The organism is Trichodesmium erythraeum IMS101 (genome assembly GCF_000014265.1).
Classification (GTDB): domain Bacteria; phylum Cyanobacteriota; class Cyanobacteriia; order Cyanobacteriales; family Microcoleaceae; genus Trichodesmium; species Trichodesmium erythraeum.
The window spans coordinates 7349839-7367795 of the sequence record NC_008312.1 but is presented as its reverse complement, the minus strand read 5'-3'; the positions used below and the strand labels follow the sequence as shown (position 1 = coordinate 7367795).

Here is a 17957-nt window from a genome sequence, read left to right as displayed (position 1 = left end):
AATCTAGCTATTATTATAAAATAATTATCAAGTTTAAAAGTAAAATTTGATAAAATTACAGTGAAAAAATATTGATAGTTAAAACTATATATAATACCAATAATTTAGACTTAAATTATACTGTTTATCTTAATAATATAATATAATTTCATTTTTGAGTATGATGCGTAGCCATACTTGAGGAAATTATTATAAGAATAAAAGAGTTAGATTCAGAATAGTCGATTAATACTTTGAAACTCTTCTCTAAAAAGATTAAGTTTGACTTTATAGAGTTTCTCAGTAAGTACGAGGTAAGCTTGTATCTTTATTTCCTATTCCCTGTACCTTATTCTTTGTCCTCTATTCCCTAAAACTTATAATTTTTTACCGAAGTACTATAAGAATTTTTGTATTGGAACATCAAATTAATTTTTTTTTAGTAAAAAATATTTAGCCTTAAAATTATAACTAGATTTGTTTCCCACATTTTTACCTATGTAAGTTTAAGCAATTGATTTAATAATCACTGTACTGAACTGTTTAATATTAAATATTATAAAACACAAATTTTTAATAGATAACTTTTTCTAGCTGCAATAACAAATCTAAAGTATTATTTTAGTTAAAACAGTTCAATACAGTAACAATATAGATGCTAACAACTCAAATAATTCCTGATTTAATGGTCAGAGAATTTATATCCATGTCAATAAGTACAGAAATTATCTCAAAGTTTTTGGGTGGTAAGCACCTAAATAAAATTATTTACAAAGCGCGATGTTTACACAAGAATTTAATTTTAGTTTCGATAAATGTGTAATTTATTTAGTTTATCCACTTAAAGCCTTCATGATTTTTATAATGGCAAAGTTCCCTTAGACTGGAGAATTTTTATAAAATCAAGATATTATATTTTTTTAGTACTCCTAAAATAGCAATAATATCAGAAATATTTGATGACTACAATATTCCCTATTCCTGAACTATTACAGTCTTATAATAAATAAGTTTTATGTGTCATAATACTAATAATTATTGGTTTAACTCTACCTTTTCATGATGATAATTTTGAGGTTTCATCTAGATGAACTTATCAAAAAATCTAGTCTTATCATTGCCAATAGTTTTACTTTCTTTTACAGTAAATGGATGTACTATCTCGAAGAAACAATTACTATCATCTCCTAAAGTAAGTCAATATCAGTTACAAAAAGTATTAACTCCTGAAGAAATACACGATTTTTTTTAACAGTTAACGGTCATATTGATTTGCTTTATCATCAATTTTTATATCCTGATTTTCAACCAAATATCAGACATCAACCTGGAGGAATTGATATTAGTCAGTCAGATATTACTCGAATTGAGGAAAGTGGCCTATATGCTGTATTTACGTCAATATTTACTATTCAAAAATAGAGGAATAAAGAAGAACATCAGCGGAGAAAAGAGGAAGTAATTAAAATGATTAAAATAACAAAAAAGATGGTTGAGTTCAATTTTTTTTAAATTTTACTTGCCTTAAATGCACAGGATGCTGAACTGCTAGATAAAATTATAAAAATGGCAATATTTATGGGCATGGAAAATGCTTATCCAATTGGTAAAGATATTAGTAATGTTCAATTTTTCTATCACCAAGGGATTAGATATAAAATAATAACTCATACCCAAAATAATGAGCTTGGTGATTCTTCTACATATCAAAAACAAAAATGGAATGGCTTAAGTTACCATGGGAAAAAAGTTATCAAAGAAATAAATATTTTGGGTATCATGGTTGATATTTATCATGTCTATAATTATACATTTTTGGATTTAATTAAGTTAATAAAAGCACCAGTAATTGCATCTCATTCTAGTGCTAGATAACTAGAAAAAAAATCCTAAAATATGAGTAATTAAATTTTAAAAATTGTCAAATAAAATGATGTAGTTGTACAAAATTGTATTTTTGATGACTATATTAAAAAAATCCCGGAAATACCATAAATAAAAACAGCAATGAAATAAATTGAACAAAAACTTGCTGCATTTAAAAATGGAAAACTAAGCCAAGAACAAACAAAAGTACTCAAAGAAAAATATTGTCAAATTAATAAGAAATATCTGAAAAATTAACCCACTGTTGCTGATGTAGTAGACCATATAGATTACATGGTAAAAGTTATAAGTATTAATCATGTTGCTATTGTTTTAGATTTAGATAGGGATGGTGGAGTATTTGGAATGAATGATGTTTCACAAATACCCAATATTACAAAATACAAAATAATTAATGGCACGGGGATATACTGAAAAAGATATTCAAAAAATTTGGGGTAAAAACTTAATGAGAGTTTTTAGTGAAGTGCAAAAGATGTCTAGATAAATTCAAAACTAAGAAATATCCGGGAAATAACTTTGTACAATGATTGACTTATAATTTTTTTAGTATGATTGAGATTTTCTTTTCCGTTGTATCTGCTGTTTTTCCAGTGGGGTGTATAGTTTTAATTGGTTTTATATTTGGCAAAAATTTTTCCATTGATGAACAGACACTTTCTCAGCTAGCTTTGTATGTTTTGTTTCCTGCATTATTAACCGATATAATGTATCAAACTACTATGAGAATTGAGGAAGCAATAGGGATATTTATAGCCTTTGGGTTAACTTATATTTTACTTTGTTTAATTCCTTGGGGAATAGGAAGACGGTTAGGTTTTTCGGAGTCTCTGCAAAAAAGTTTATTGGCGACTACAGCTTTACCTAATTCTGGAAACATGGGGTTACCTGTAGCTTTATTTGCATTAGGAGAAGCTGGGTTAGAAAGGGCTATAATTTATTTAATATCATGGAATTTAATTGTGTTTAGTACAATGCCTGCCATTCTCAAAGGAGGGGGGTTTCGATCTGGTATTATTTTTACTTTTAAATTACCGATAATTTGGGGAATGATTTTAGGTGTAATTCTTAACTTATTCAATATTGAATTACCTTTAAAACTTGATGATGGTTTACATATTTTGAGAGAAGCTGCAATTCCAATTTCTTTATTATTGATGGGAATACAAATATCTAAAAATCGTTTTCAACCAGGTACTTATGAGTTAGGTGCTAGTTTAATTCGTTTGTTTGGAGGAGCATTTGTTGCTTATTTAGTTGGTAAAATTATGAACTTGGAAATGCTTGATTTACAAGTGTTAGTATTAGAAAGTGCTATGCCAAGTGCTTTAGCTTCTTTTTTAATAGTTAATGAATTTGGTGGGGATGCGACACGAACTTCTAGAGTTGTGATAATATCAACGCTTTTATCTTTTTTGACTTTACCGATAGTCTTGTGGGCAATTGGGGCAACATCTTGATGTATAAGCATTCATGTCTTACCAGTCAGCTATAGTGTTTTCTAATGAGGTGTAAATTTATATTTAAGTTTTTTCTAAGAAAAAAAGCACTGGATGCGAATAATCTAAATCCTTGTTTTTACTAATATTTAATGCTTTTTAATGCTTTTTTTTCTTTAGTATTAACCTCATTACTACCAACATATTTCCTTTTTTAATAGGACTCGCTTTTCACATCCTATATCAAATTTTATATCAACAATTAAAATTAGTAATTAGGCTTTGTAGAAAAAGTTTTTTTTACCGCAAAATTTTTTTTGCGGTTTAATTTGAGTTAAATATTTTACTATAATAGCTGAACTTTAGCACAAGTTTAGTAAAGGTGAATGCTTAACTATAACTATAAGCATTCAACTCAAGATATTAACTAAATTGTTTCTGATATAAACGAGTGTAAAGTTCACCTTTTTCTAATAATTCTATGTGAGTACCTGACTCTACAATTTCACCATTTTCCATAACCAAAATTCGATTAGCACGTTGTACAGTTGTCAACCTATGAGCAACAATAAATACAGTTCTCCCTTCCATCAATCTTTCTAAGGCTTCTTGAACTAAAGATTCAGATTCATAGTCTAGAGAAGAAGTAGCTTCATCTAATATTAATATCCTCGGATTTTCTAATACTGCACGAGCGATCGCTATTCTTTGTCTTTGCCCTCCAGATAAATTAACTCCCCTTTCACCTACCCAAGTTTGATAACCTTCCGGTAGCTTAGTAATAAACTGATGAGCATTAGCAATTTTAGCTGCTTCTTTTACTGCATAAATATTATAATCTAGTTGACCAAAGGCAATATTTTGTAAGATAGTTCCAGAAAATAAAGTTACCTCTTGGGGAACAATTCCAATTTGTCTTCTTAGACTTATAAGAGTAACATCTTGAATATTTATCTCATCAATTAATATTTCCCCTGACTGAGGGTCATAAAACCTAGGAAGCAAGTTTATAAGTGTAGTTTTACCTGCTCCAGAGGCTCCTACAAAAGCAATTATTTCCCCTGATTTTACCAACAAATTCAGATTTTTTAAAACTTGCTTTTCAGAATTATAAGAAAAACAAACATTTTTATATTCTACTTTTCCCACTACAGTAGGAAGAGGAATTGCATCTGTTTTTTGTATAATTTTAGGTTGAATTCTTAAGATTTCAAAAACTCTATCGCATGAAGCTTCACCTTGTTTAAATTCACTATAATTACTTGTTGTTAAAGAAATCGGATCAATTAACAAAGCAACACCTGTTACATAACTAATAAAGCCTTCTCCACTTAAATTTCCTTGAGATATTTGCCATCCTCCCAATAAAAATAAAAAAATCACACTCATTGCTTCCAAGAAACCCACTACTACAAACTGGAGTGCTTTAACTTTTTCTGCCATATATTTTGCTTGTCTGTTTTGTTCAGCTTCCACAGAAAATTGAGCAATTTGATATTCTTCAGCTGCAAAAGTTTGAACTATTCTAATACCATTAAATACTTCAGTTATGAGAGCAGATAAATTGGAAATACGATGTTGACTTTGGCGAGAAAAAGAAAGTAATAACTCTCCAAACCAACCTATTAATAATGCCATCAAAGGTGCAATTATCAGAGTTGCTAGAGTTAATTGCCAGTTAAGATAGACCATATAGCCTAATACAACTATTAATTGTAAAATGCAAGGAACAAATTGGTGAAAAAATTTATTGATAACTTCCCCAGTACGATCTATATCTTCTGTAATTCGATAGGAAAGATCCCCAGTTTTTGATTTTTCAAAGTAACTGATATGAAGTTTTTGTAAGTGAGAATACAATTGTTTGCGCAAGTCTAAAGCAATGGTTAAAGCTGCTTTTGCCATCAGAGTATCTTGACCATATTGTACAGCGCCCTTAATCATAAAAATGATAGCTGCTAGCCCTGCAAGTTGAATAATTGCTCTGACATCTCCCTTGCCGATATAACCTGCCATTTCACCCATTAACCAAGCTAAAATAGGCCAGAAAATAGTAAATACTAATGTGCAGGTCAATGCCTTCACAATAGTTGGCCAATATTCATAAATGTAGGGTAAGAGCTTCCAATAACTAGATCTAGATTTCTGGATACCAAGCTTAATTTGATTTTTCAAAATATTCTAAAGTTTTCTATATTTCTATATTAAAGATAAAAAAACTTGCTTTTAATGATTGAGCATGTTAAATTGATTTTAAAGTCAATTTGCAGTAAGATTTTGTGACCTATAATAGTCCATTCTACTGGGTAAAGGCCAGCTAATATTTAAATTAGTTAAAGTTTGATTTGGCAACTTTACTTTAAGTTATATAATTAATGTGATGCTCCATATATGCAAATTTGACAATCAATCTGTCCGGTTTTTGCACAGACTGGGAGTAGATAAGCTGAACCTTAAATACAATTTTTATGTCTAAATTTAAAGTCCTGCTTTATGGGCTTCTTTGAATTGGGATGTAATTATTAGTTAGGTAAAATCCAGTTTTGCAGTAGTTCATTTAATTTGACTAAACAGAGGAATTTATGGAAACATTAGCATTTTCCCATTTAGCCTATAGCGCAGAAAATTCAGAGAATCAAGAGTTTACTGTTTGTGTAGACTTTAAAAAACTATCTAGCGTTGGTGCAATGGGTTTACTGTCTGCTGCTACTGTATTCGGAGCAATGGGCGTAACTGCTGATTCTGCTTCTGCTTATGGTGGTTATGGTTATGGTGGCTACGGTGACTACGGTGGCTATGGTAGTAACTATGGTAACCATGGTAACTATGGTCGTAATTCTGGTCACTACTATAAAAAAGTTGTTAGTAGTTCCTACAATCGTTCCTATGGTAATTATGGTAACTACGGTGGTTCTCGTGGCTATGGTAGTCGCTATGGTGGCTACGGTGGTGGCTACGGTGGCTACGGTGGCTGCTACTAAGTTGGTTTATTAAAAGTCCACAAATAAATACAGAGTTGGTTGGGACTTTTTAAGTTTTTTTAAACATTCTGCATTAAAAATCTATCTGATATGGTAGTTTAGTGCAGAAATATATAAATAGGGCGGTGTGGCACCCGTCCTTAAAACTCGTAGAGTCTGGTGCAAAGCGAAAGACTTGAAAGCGAGAAGCTCACGCTCACCCCACAAAAAAATTGTCAAATATAACTCATCAGAGGAGTTGAGGATTCATGGAAACACTAGCATATTCTCATCTAGCTACCACCGAAGAAAGTTTTATAGTTGAACCCACGTTGAAAGCAGTCGACTGGAAAAAGTTTTCCAGCTTAGGGATGATGGGTCTGCTATCAGTCGCTACTATTTTAAGTTCTCTTAGCGTAACTGCTGATTCTGCTGCTGCTAATTGCTACTCTCGCTGCGGTAGTCCTAATTATCGTTATGGTAGTGGCTTAGGTCGGCGCTATGGTCGTCCACACTATCGTCATGCTTCTTATCGTCGTCACCGCCATGGTCATGGATATTATCTTCACCATGGTAGCCGTGGACACAGGGTTGCTAAGTTGCAACATCAACTAGGACTTATGGGATATTTTCATCATCCTCGTGCAACTGGTTATTTTGGCCATAAGACTAAGTATGCAGTTAAAGCATTCCAACGGGATGTTGGCTTAAGGGCAGATGGTATTGTTGGACCTCGTACTCGTGCAGCTTTAGGTTTTTAATATTCCTGATTGGAATTCCAGGGCTTTATCTATTGATTTCACCCTTAGATCAAAGCTAATTTGCTAATTTATAGTATTTTTTTTGATACAGGAGTGAGGATAAATCACTCTCATTTGTAATTTTAATTATCCCGCGTTGTCACTTAAGAGCAACGTCGGGAGCATTTATAAATATTCTAGTATTATATCAATTTTGGACTAGTTAAACTATTGTTGAATTTATTAATATTTATTCATATAAGTTTATATATATTGATATAGTTATACTTAATCAAGCTATGTAGATTATAGTAAAATCTAATAAACATAGTAGTTTGTGGTATCAAACCAAACCACCGCCTAACCAAATTATTAATAAGTTACCATTCGCACATAGTCAAGTAATTAAGACTTCTGTGAGCCTCAAGCCACTAAGGTGAGACTGTTACTAAAAAGGGTCTATAGGTTTTATTATAGATATTGGGAGATCCCGCTGAACCCGTTGAATCTTTCTGTGCATTGTTAACAACTTTGAGCACTCATAATATCAGAATGAAAAAAGACCCTGACCTGAATATGAAAATTGTATGATCCCAATATGGGTAAGTGAATCAATTTATTAGGGTTGGCTGCATTTGAAATTACAGCTAGGGAACTGGAAGAGAGAAATTTTCCTGGTTAAAGTAAAGAATAAAAATTACTTACTCTATCCCTTACTGAGAGGGGATAATTGGGGCAGATAAGCTTCTGCCTATAATCTAGTATAGTATTAGCCATTCAAATTTCAGTTGTGCCAAAGACTTAAGTGCTAGCTTGAATCTAGCTAAAACGGTCAGTAAAAGCTATGCTCCGCAATTAATCATTACTTGTTTAGCACTACCTATTTATGATTTTAGGGGATATAATTGATCCAAAACCTAAAAGTTTCCTCTTCTAAGTTCTGCTCTCAACTTCCGAGAATTTAGACCAACCTCTTCTTTTCTACAATATTTATGAGACAAGGGGGGTATTTGAACCCTAGTTATTAAACAATTGAAAGTTGTCCGATGGGTGTGCGACGCTTTAAAACAAATTTTTCGGTAATTATCATTAGCTTATCTGAGAGTTTTTAGCAAGATGGACTAACAATATACTCACTATCAAACAAACTAAACATTTCCCAAAAGTTTTCAGCCAATGAAGAATAGTTTGTTTAATATATCGAATCAGTGTATGGTATTAGTCTTTGTCAAATGTAGTAGTTCTTAACATATTTCCTACTCCTCTATTCCATGAAGGTAGTTATATGTATTATAATGTTCAAACTAGTCATTTAGGATAGTCTTCTTCATTAAAGTTAATATAAAATTTAGGTGAGATGAAGATTCTGAGAAATTAGATTTCCCGAATAGAAGGAAAAAAAGGAAAAATCTAATTTTGTATTTTTATCCCCTTACTTTTACTGAAAAATTGGTTTTCAAGCCTCATAACCTATAATCTGGGAGTTTTTTTTGCAGGAGGATCTGTAGCTCTCATCAGAAGGAATTAACTGGTGCTTACGGTTGTTATTTTTTTGTTACAATTATCCGGATATGATTTTATTCAGTATTAAAGAAGTATAATTGATATTTTGGGGGGAGGGGGGAATAGCTATAAATTCTCCGAAGGTGTTTGGGTCGCATCTTTGGGTCGCATCAAAAAGGAAAACACCCTTACTTATTGTATCACAATCAAAAGAATTATATTACTCCGAAGCCAAGGGATTTGATATTAAACTGTTATTGTTTGATTAAGTCAAGGCTCCTGTTCTAAGACGCTCCATATAATTTTGCAAATCCTTTGCTACTGGACTACACAAAAAATACCCACCCAAAATATTAGGAAAAGCCATTGAAAGTAGAGTAGCATCACTAAAATTAATTACAGAGGATGGGTTAGATACTGAACCGACAAAAGTAGCAATCAAAAACAATATTTTGTAAATAATTAATCCCTTACCATCAGATAAATAATCCCAACAACGTTCGCCGTAGTAACTCCAAGAAATCATGGTAGAAAACGCAAAACAGAAAACAGCGATCGCTAATAGAACTGGAAACCATGCCAAAACAGTACCAAAAGCTGCAGAAGTTAATTCTGCCCCTTTATTTGCTTCCCGCAAAGCAGAGAATTCTTCAGCATTATATACCTTAGTAATAACAATTACCAAAGCGGTCATATTGCAAACCACAATAGTATCAATAAATGGTTCTAACAGGGCGACTAAGCCTTCACGAATAGGTTCATCAGTTCTAGCAGCAGAGTGAGCGATCGCTGCGGAACCGACACCAGCTTCATTAGAAAAAGCCGAACGTTGAAATCCCTGAATAATTACACCAGTAATCCCACCCTCTACTGCTTGGGGGGCAAAAGCACCAGAAATAATAGTAGCGATCGCTCCTGGAATTTGGGTAAAATTAGCCAGAAGAATAAATAGGCAAGCCAAAACATAGAGCAGACACATTAAAGGTACAAGAGTACCTGCCACCATACCAATACGCTGAATACCACCAATAATAACTAATCCGACCAAAACTACTAGCACTAAGCCATAAACCCAACTAGGTAAACCTGGTAATACATTTGAAACGGCGCCATAAGACTGGTTTGCCTGAAACATATTAGCACCACCAAAAGCAGCAGAAATACAGAAGATAGAAAATAATACAGCGAGAACTTTGCCTAAGGTTCCCTGCCCCATTTCTGCTAAACCTGCGGATAGGTAGCGCATCGGCCCACCAGAAATAGTGCCATCAGGTTTAACAATGCGATATTTTTGAGCCAGGGTACATTCTATAAATTTACTAGTCATCCCAAAAAAACCAGCGATCGTCATCCAGAAGACAGCACCAGCTCCCCCCATACTCACTGCTACAGCTACACCAGCGATATTTCCTAATCCTACTGTTCCTGATAATGCTGTTGCTAAAGCTTGAAAATGTGAAACTTCTCCTTGAGCTTCGGGATCATCATATTTACCTCTAAGGATCTCAATGGCGTGTGTAAAAGCACGAATATTAATAAATTGCATCCTAATAGTAAAAAAAAATGCGCCAATAATTAGCCATAAAATAATTAAAGGAAAACCACCGATACTAAAGAAGAGGATGTTAAATATTACATCTACAAAACTCGAAAAAGCTTGATCGATGATGTTTATGAGACTATCTCCTTGTTCTGGTTGTGTTGCTAAAACAACAGTTGGTGTTAATATCAATAGGAGTATATATAGCCAAGTTTGTCTTTTCATTTTCAACTTTACCAATAAATTATTTTCTTAATTAAATACATATACCATAAAAGTATAATTTTGTCTGTTTAGCAATTTCATTGAATCACTTTCAGGATTAGGAAAAATTTTAAAAACGTTTTTAGAAAAAAATGTTCTCAAAATATTTATCATTAAAAAAAAATAAATGGTATTAAACCTTTGTTGTTTTGAGGATTTACTCATCCTGAAAAATAAAAAATAAAAGTATTAATTTTATGAACTTATTTCTCCTGTTTGTAAACGTTTCATATAATTTTTGAGGTCATTGGCGATTTTATTAGAGAGGAAGTAAGCCCCAAGTAAACTAGGAAAAGCGAGAGCTATTTTTAGAGAGTCAGCGAATTTAATTACTGTTTCTGGTTGAATAACTGTACCAAGAAAAATACTTATTAAGAATAAAATTTTATATATAATTACACTCCGGTCTCCAAATAAATATTGCCAGGAAACTTGACCATAATAACTACTAGAAATTATAGTAGATAAGGCAAATAAAAATATACATAGTGTCAAAAGAGAAGGAAACCAGGTAATCACAGAAGCAAAAGCGGCTAAAGTTAGTTCAGAACCACCAAAATTGGCAAATTCTGGATTATTGTAAGCTCCAGTAATAATTACTACTAAAGCAGTGATGTTGCAGATGATGATAGTATCAATAAATGGTTCTAGTAATGCGACAATACCTTCCCGAATAGGTTCATCAGTTTTGGCTGTAGCATGAGCGATCGCTGCCACTCCCAACCCTGCTTCATTAGAAAAAGCTGCGCGACGGAACCCTTGTACTAAGGCTCCAGCAAAACCACCTACCATAGCTTGGGGAATAAAAGCACTGTGAAGAATACTAGCTAAGGCATTAGGAATAGCCGTAAAGTTAGATAAAATCACCCATAAACCTGCCAAAAAATAGATGCCACACATTGCAGGTACTATAGCAGCAGCTACTGCAGCGATACGTTGGATACCTCCAATAATTACTAATCCTACTATTAATACTAAAAGCAATCCATAGATCCAAGTTTTTTCGGCAACAAATGGTAGTATATTGGCAACAACAACTTGAGATTGATTAGACTGAAATATACTAGAACTACCCAATGTCGCCAAAATGTTTAAAAATGCGAACATTACTGCTAGAATTTGACCTAATTTTTTTTGCCCTATATCGGCCAAGCCTATTGACAGGTAATACATTGGTCCTCCAGTAACTGTACCATTGGGGTGAAAAATGCGATATTTTTGAGCTAGGCTACACTCAATAAATTTAGTACTCATCCCTAAAAAACCTGCGAGGGTCATCCAAAAAGCTGCACCCGGTCCTCCTACACTAATAGCAATAGCAACTCCAGCAATATTTCCTAGCCCTACGGTACCAGATAGGGCAGTAGCGAGAGCTTCAAAGTGGGAAACTTCTCCTTCCTCATTCTTGTCATCGTATTTGCCCAAAACAACATCTACAGCATGTTTAAAGGCGCGAAGATTAATAAACTGCATTCGGATAGTAAAAAAGAGAGCACCACTAATGAGCCACAGTACAATAATTGGTAGGCCTTGCTCTCCTCCTATACTATAAAAAATGATAGCATCTATATTTTTTAATAAATTAGAAAAATTAGCAGAAATCCAATCTAACATTTAGTTCAGTTCTATTTTCAGTCAAGTATTAGTTTATTTTAGCACTTAAAAGTTATTTTTTAAGTTAATTAAAATACTTAGGAAACTTAAGTTTTTAGTACTTTAGCCGTCAGCTTGAGCACAATGGCAAGGGTCTAGCTGCACAAAAATATAAAGTTGAAATGCTTACAAAAAATGTCTGAAAGTAATAAATCACTAATTTAAGCCGATAATCTTTTCTTTGCCAGACTTTGAATTCTTCTTGGAGGCTAATTTTTTCTTCTAGCTGATAGCTGACAGCTCAATGATTATAAAAAACTATATTGAGCTTGAACGAAGTTAGGCAATTACCTTAACAAAGCTCTATTTTCTCTGAGAAAACTATCAACAAAAACTTTAAGTAGTTATGCCAAATTAATTATATATATTTGCTTGTATTGAATAGCCTACAGATATAAAATTAACAGGGAAGAAATAATTGCAATCACTACAATTCATTCACTTAATTTATTATAATTAATTATTAGAACATGAACTTAATTTTTGTATGGCCATAATCATAAAAAATATATATAATTTTGCAATTTTGATTGAGCAATGAGCTATGAATAAACACAGATTATTCAAATAGATAAAATTCAAATATATTTGCTCAAATCATCTATTCTGAAAATCAACAAAATGTTTTAATACTATAAATAATAATGAAATTCCCTATACCACCAAAAACAGATTTAGTCCTAATAGGAGGCGGTCATAGCCATGCGATCGCTCTCCGAAAATTTGCCATGAACCCTATACCAGGGGTTAGACTAACCCTAATCACAGATGTATATCACACTCCTTACTCTGGAATGTTACCAGGATATGTGGCAGGTTTATACAACTTCGATCAATGTCACATAGATCTACTCCCCCTCGCCAAATTTGCTGGGGCTAGAATATTTTTAAGCCACGCTATAGGTCTAGACCTGGAGAAAAATCAGATACTTTGCACTAGTCGTCCCCCTGTAAATTTCGATTTACTTTCTATTGATATTGGTAGCACTCCCGCTAGTTTAACTGTACCGGGGGCAATAGAATATGCTATTGCGGTTAAACCAATATCAAAATTTCTCACCTATTGGGATAAAATAACTACAATGATTTCCAAATCTCCAACACAGAAAACGCGGATCGCAATAGTGGGTGGTGGTGCTGGGGGGGTAGAGTTAGCTTTCGCGGTTCAAAGTCATCTCCATCAGATTTATCGCAATGCTAAACAACCTACTGATAATTTGGAATTGCATCTATTTCATAGAGGGAAGAGATTATTACCACAGCGTCATCATTGGGTAGGAAAGGAAGTTGAGAAAATTCTTAAAAGTCGCGGTGTGCTATTGCATTTAAAGGAAAGTGTTGAGGAGGTTAGGGGTGATGACCAGGAGCTTCCCACGAATGTAGAGGGAAATAAAACATTCCATTCTTTATACTCTACTCTCAAAATGATTTGTTGTGCTTCAGGGTTGGAAATAGAGTGTGATATTCTGTTTTGGGTGACTCAAGCATCGGCCTCTCCTTGGTTACAAAAAGCAGGTTTGGCAACAGATACCAGAGGTTTTGTTTTGGTTAATGAGAAATTACAGTCAATTTCTCATCCTCAAGTCTTTGCGGCCGGAGATGTGGCAACAATAATCAATCATTCTCGCCCCAAAGCTGGAGTGTTTGCGGTGCGACAGGGACAACCTTTGTTTGAAAATCTACAACGGGCTCTTAAGAAAAAATTGCTGAAGTCATTTATACCTCAGAAAAAGTTCTTGATTTTAATTGGTACTGGTGATGAACGGGCGATCGCTTCCCGTGGCAGAATAGGTTTTGGTCCTCATAAGTTACTTTGGCGTTGGAAAAACCGCATTGACCGTAAATTTATGGCTCAATTCTCTAATCTAAAAATGGAAGACAGAACGCAGAAGGCAGAAGACAGAAAACAAGATTCCCAAATGTACTGTGCTGGTTGTGGAGCAAAAGTTACTAGTAGGGTTTTGGAAAATGTGCTGCATAAAATTCCACAGGAAATCAGGAGGGATGATATTTTGATTGGTATGGATACACCTGATGATGCTGCAGTGATTAGGGTACCAGCGGATAGGGTAATGGTACAGACGATCGATTATTTTCGAGGGTTGCTTGATGACCCCTATTTGTTGGGAAAAATTACGGCTAATCATTGTTTGAGTGATTTATTTGCTATGGGGGCAATGGCTCAGAGTGGGTTAGCGATCGCTACTATTCCCTACGCTGCCCCAAGTAAACAGGAGGATACTTTATATCAATTGTTATTGGGAGCAACGGAAGTTTTGAATCAATCTGGTGCTGTTCTGATAGGTGGTCATACAACAGAGGGAGAAGAGCTGGCTTTTGGTCTCACCTGTAATGGTTTAGTGTCACAAAAAAAACTATTGTACAAGGGAGGGATGCAACCGGGGGATATGCTGATATTAACGAAAGCTTTGGGAACAGGGACGTTATTTGCTGCAGATATGCGTCTGAAGGCAAGGGGGCGTTGGATTGAAAGTGCTATTAAGTCAATGTTGGGTTCTAATCAGAATGCTGCACAGTTATTATTAGAGTATGGTGTTACTGCTTGTACGGATGTGACTGGATTTGGATTAGTCGGACATTTGTTGGAAATGTTAAAAGGGCAAAGAGTGGGCGTGGAATTGGATATGGAAGCTATTCCTGTGTTGCCAGGTGTAGCTGAAACTTTGGAACAAGGTATTTTTAGTTCTCTTTATCCGGGAAATTTGCAAATGTCTGCATCAATTCAAAATCGTGAACAAGCGAGTATGTATCCTCTTTATCCTCTGTTGTTTGACCCGCAAACTTCTGGTGGGTTGCTTGCTACAGTGCCAGCTAATTTAGCGAGTGCTTGTTTGAATGCGCTACAACAGGAGTATTTTGAAACTAGAATTATTGGGCGAGTATTATTGTTAGATACAGGGATGCTGCCCATTAGAATTCATTTTTGAGCCTGTGGCAACCAATATCATTTTTAAAAAACTTTTCTATTTGGCACTTTGATCAGGGGATCTACTATTGCTCCCCTCCCACCAAAGGGATAAGGTAGGGGAGTAGGAGTAGGGAGGTTGCATAATAGCGTCTGTACAAAATCAGAAAAATTAACATTCGGTGTTGATGTGTGTGCCTATAAAATAGACACGATCGCATAATATATTTACTTGAGCTACCGTAGCAATACGTCCCTCATCTTGGAGGGAGGTAGCGGTAGTTGATACATCTATATTTCCCGAAATATTTGTGCTGCCAACAATCTCAGCTACCATAGTATTTGAACCTGTCAAAACTACATCATCATTCTCTTTAAATATAAAAGATGTAGCCTGAATTATTTCTCTACTACCAGTTAATAATTCCGGTAAAGATAGGGGGTATATATTAACATTAGAAATATTTTACCCATCCTGTAAAAAGGTTATATGCAACGTCTATATTTCTAAGCTTAATAAATTTTCTAATAGCATCTCTGTAAATAAAACCTTAAGTAACAAGACGATTTAACATCAGTGAAATCATGGCTATATTAACAAAGGATTCACTCACTTCCGGTAAACCCTCCTAAGAATCTCAAGCACCATAGTATTTGAACCTGTCAAAACTACATCATCATTCTCTTGAAATCAGGACTTACGCAGGTACGATATATATAGGGTACTGTTGACATGAAATTCTCCATACTATAATTAGTTTTTTTTCAGATATATATTACTTTTAATATCTATGAAAATAAGGTTACAATTAGGTTAAATTAACTTGCTAAAAATCTTTAACTATTAGATGATAATGACATGATTATATTAGTTCAAAAATATGAATTTTAATTTTGTTGACTACTGTCAATATTTACTTAAATCTCACACAAATTTTACTATAACGCTACGCCGCAAATCCAGAGCGAAAATATTAGTCATGATACAATAAATCGCTATTTAAGATATTAGTCTTTGAATTCAGAAGATTTATGGCAAAATGTTTGCTTCGCACATGAAAAAGAAGAATTTGTTTCAGATACAGAAGCTTATTTAATTTTTGATAATACAGTAATTAATAAAAAGTATGGATATAATATTGAGCTTACACGACGACAATATAGTGGTAATGAATATCAAGTTGTTTGCGTTCTATCAGCTGCGAAGTTCGTGGGTCTTGGAATAGTTAATTGTGTATATTTTAATCGAGGAATGAACAATTATGGATTATAGATTATAGGATTTATGACCCAGATACTGACAAGAAAACAAAAATAGAAGAGTGTTGAAGAAATGATACATGCATGGCCATAAATAATAAGAAAATACTATTTAAAACAGTATTATATGGATAGCTGGTATGTAACACAAAGATTAATGGGATTAATAGATAATGATAGAAAAATTTACTACTGTCCTTTAAAAAATAATCGCGCGCGTTGATGATACACGAGGTGTAGAAAAATACAAAAAAGCTCAAGATTTAAATTGGAATGAAGCAGAAAAAAAATCAGGAAAAATAATTAAAATTAAAGGGTTTCCACGATACAAAAAGGTAAAAATATTTTGGATTATGTGTATCTGCCAACAGGACATAATATATTGTTACTAATTACCTGACTCAATCATCACTCTTTAGATGTAGAGTTTGAATCTCAAACTTGATGGAAAATCGAAGATATCAATCAAGAAATTAAGCAATTAACAGGTTTAGGACCCGTGGAGCGTGTCGTCTGCGAATAATTCAGAAAATCATATTGCTTGTGCAATGGAGCGTGTGGAACTTGTTAAAAAGATTTGCCTCGAAAATAGGCAAAAGTATTTATCAAGTTAAGCATGGATTATTATCAAAATATCTAACCGATAAATTGAAATATTCTTCAATTAAAATGAAGGTTATTTGACTTGAATTACTATTAGTTTTTTGAATAAAAATAGTTAGGTGATTGCTAACGCAAAGCTCCGCTAACGCACGTGACAAAGAGTGAAGTCCGTCGAAATTGTCATGCGCTATATATAGTGTCTTTGCGTAAGTCCTGACTAACTTAAAACCAACGAACTTCAACTTTATCCCCATACTTTAAATTAAGTTGCTCCCCAGCACTACCACCATTAGCAGCAATTTCGACAAAACCATGAGAGCCAATAATTGCAATTAACTCCCCTAGTTTACAATCAGCATAAGTATAACCACTAGAGATGATTTTACCAGGTGAAAAATCCGCATTATTATTAACAACAAGGAACCAATTTTTTTCTATAATATAACTTCTAGAAATATTAGTAATTATATTGCCAAAATGGTCAATATGCTGAATCCAACCTGCAAGACCTGAATCCGTGAAATTAATATTATTTAAAGGTAATTTCACTAAACTTTCTGGATTAATTTTTTCTCCCAAATTTTCTAACCTCACCCCACTACTAATATGAGCAGCAACAGGAGCAAATATATCTCGGCCGTGAAAAGTTACACTAGGTTTATCTGTGTGCCAATACTCAGAATTAGTAAGGGTAACTACCTGGATATTTTGTATTTCAAAATTTTCCAAAATTCCACTAAAAATACCATTGTCAGGTCCAACTAAAAAACCATTGGGTAGTTGAATAGCGATCGCTTTTCTTCTACTCCCAACTCCCGGATCCACAACAGCAAGATGAACTGTTTCTGAAGGAAAATAAGGATAAGCATTTAGCAAACAAAATCTAGCAGCAAATAAATTTTGAGGAGGAATTTGATGAGTCAGGTCGATGACTTTTAAATGAGGGTTAATTTGAGCAATTATACCCTTCATTACACCTACATAGACATCTTTTAATCCAAAATCAGTTAAGAGTGTGATGATTTTTTTATCCGACATTATTCTCTTTAATCACAAATTCAGTATACCATTCTTAGACTTAGACTAACCCTAGGCAAAACATACAACTAATTTCAAGCATCAGATATACAGAATAAATGATAAAAATTATGTAGTACAGGCATTTGGCCGCATAGCCCTACCTCATAAACCTGAAATATGCTA

At 33.7% G+C, this 17957-nt stretch carries 11 protein-coding genes and 2 pseudogenes; 8 read left to right on the top strand and 5 right to left on the bottom strand.

Annotated features, from left to right (window positions below; translation table 11 throughout):
• Positions 1-634 precede the first annotated feature (634 nt).
• From TERY_RS34005 to TERY_RS23135, 4 genes and pseudogenes are all read left to right on the top strand, one after another.
• Complete coding sequence (locus TERY_RS34005; RefSeq protein WP_155994598.1) at positions 635-802, top strand: hypothetical protein; 168 nt, start codon at positions 635-637, stop codon at positions 800-802.
• 689 nt (positions 803-1491) lie between these two features.
• Positions 1492-1854 carry a membrane dipeptidase gene (locus TERY_RS25945; RefSeq protein ID WP_081432507.1) on the top strand — a complete coding sequence of 121 codons (363 nt, stop codon included), beginning with the start codon at positions 1492-1494 and terminating at the stop codon, positions 1852-1854.
• Positions 1855-2115: 261 nt separating this feature from the next.
• Positions 2116-2280 (top strand): annotated as a pseudogene (locus TERY_RS29125) (membrane dipeptidase); the annotation flags it as partial.
• Positions 2281-2417: 137 nt separating this feature from the next.
• Positions 2418-3326, top strand: coding sequence for an AEC family transporter (locus tag TERY_RS23135; RefSeq protein ID WP_011614056.1), 909 nt, complete (start codon positions 2418-2420; stop codon positions 3324-3326).
• A gap of 402 nt (positions 3327-3728) precedes the next feature.
• On the opposite strand, the gene TERY_RS23130 is transcribed toward TERY_RS23135, so the two are convergent.
• The gene (locus tag TERY_RS23130; RefSeq protein WP_370496184.1) at positions 3729-5480 is read right to left on the bottom strand and encodes an ABC transporter ATP-binding protein; all 1752 of its coding nucleotides are present in this window, start codon (positions 5478-5480) and stop codon (positions 3729-3731) included.
• Positions 5481-5887: 407 nt separating this feature from the next.
• Between TERY_RS23130 and TERY_RS35515 the strand changes: the two genes are divergently transcribed.
• Positions 5888-6286 (top strand): hypothetical protein, encoded by a 399-nt coding sequence (locus TERY_RS35515; protein ID WP_011614054.1) that lies wholly within the window; start codon positions 5888-5890, stop codon positions 6284-6286.
• A 248-nt stretch (positions 6287-6534) separates the two neighbouring features.
• Entirely contained in the window at positions 6535-7026 is a 492-nt protein-coding gene (locus tag TERY_RS25940; RefSeq protein ID WP_011614053.1) for a peptidoglycan-binding protein, read from the top strand.
• A 1747-nt stretch (positions 7027-8773) separates the two neighbouring features.
• On the opposite strand, the gene TERY_RS23115 is transcribed toward TERY_RS25940, so the two are convergent.
• On the bottom strand, positions 8774-10273 hold the full coding sequence (locus tag TERY_RS23115; RefSeq protein WP_011614052.1) for an amino acid carrier protein: 1500 nt from the start codon (positions 10271-10273) through the stop codon (positions 8774-8776).
• Positions 10274-10507: 234 nt separating this feature from the next.
• Entirely contained in the window at positions 10508-11926 is a 1419-nt protein-coding gene (locus tag TERY_RS23110) for an amino acid carrier protein (protein WP_011614051.1), read from the bottom strand.
• A 683-nt stretch (positions 11927-12609) separates the two neighbouring features.
• Between TERY_RS23110 and selD the strand changes: the two genes are divergently transcribed.
• Entirely contained in the window at positions 12610-14913 is a 2304-nt protein-coding gene (selD, locus tag TERY_RS23105) for a selenide, water dikinase SelD (RefSeq protein WP_011614050.1), read from the top strand.
• A gap of 150 nt (positions 14914-15063) precedes the next feature.
• Here selD and TERY_RS33995 read toward each other — a convergent pair whose 3' ends face one another.
• The gene (locus TERY_RS33995) at positions 15064-15246 is read right to left on the bottom strand and encodes a hypothetical protein (RefSeq protein WP_155994596.1); all 183 of its coding nucleotides are present in this window, start codon (positions 15244-15246) and stop codon (positions 15064-15066) included.
• A gap of 526 nt (positions 15247-15772) precedes the next feature.
• Here TERY_RS33995 and TERY_RS37785 point away from each other — a divergent pair.
• Positions 15773-16835 (top strand): annotated as a pseudogene (locus TERY_RS37785) (IS701 family transposase).
• A gap of 141 nt (positions 16836-16976) precedes the next feature.
• On the opposite strand, the gene TERY_RS23095 reads toward TERY_RS37785, so the two are convergent.
• The gene (locus TERY_RS23095; RefSeq protein ID WP_011614049.1) at positions 16977-17792 is read right to left on the bottom strand and encodes an SAM-dependent chlorinase/fluorinase; all 816 of its coding nucleotides are present in this window, start codon (positions 17790-17792) and stop codon (positions 16977-16979) included.
• Positions 17793-17957 lie beyond the last annotated feature (165 nt).

What these genes read in the sequence shown, in the direction of transcription:
- TERY_RS23115 (WP_011614052.1), bottom strand. Translation starts at nt 10,273, where the DNA reads ATGAAAAGACAAACTTGGCTATATATACTCCTATTGATATTAACACCA.
- TERY_RS23095 (WP_011614049.1), bottom strand. Translation starts at nt 17,792, where the DNA reads ATGTCGGATAAAAAAATCATCACACTCTTAACTGATTTTGGATTAAAA.
- selD (WP_011614050.1), top strand. Translation starts at nt 12,610, where the DNA reads ATGAAATTCCCTATACCACCAAAAACAGATTTAGTCCTAATAGGAGGC.
- TERY_RS35515 (WP_011614054.1), top strand. Translation starts at nt 5,888, where the DNA reads ATGGAAACATTAGCATTTTCCCATTTAGCCTATAGCGCAGAAAATTCA.
- TERY_RS23135 (WP_011614056.1), top strand. Translation starts at nt 2,418, where the DNA reads ATGATTGAGATTTTCTTTTCCGTTGTATCTGCTGTTTTTCCAGTGGGG.
- TERY_RS23110 (WP_011614051.1), bottom strand. Translation starts at nt 11,926, where the DNA reads ATGTTAGATTGGATTTCTGCTAATTTTTCTAATTTATTAAAAAATATA.
- TERY_RS25940 (WP_011614053.1), top strand. Translation starts at nt 6,535, where the DNA reads ATGGAAACACTAGCATATTCTCATCTAGCTACCACCGAAGAAAGTTTT.
- TERY_RS34005 (WP_155994598.1), top strand. Translation starts at nt 635, where the DNA reads ATGCTAACAACTCAAATAATTCCTGATTTAATGGTCAGAGAATTTATA.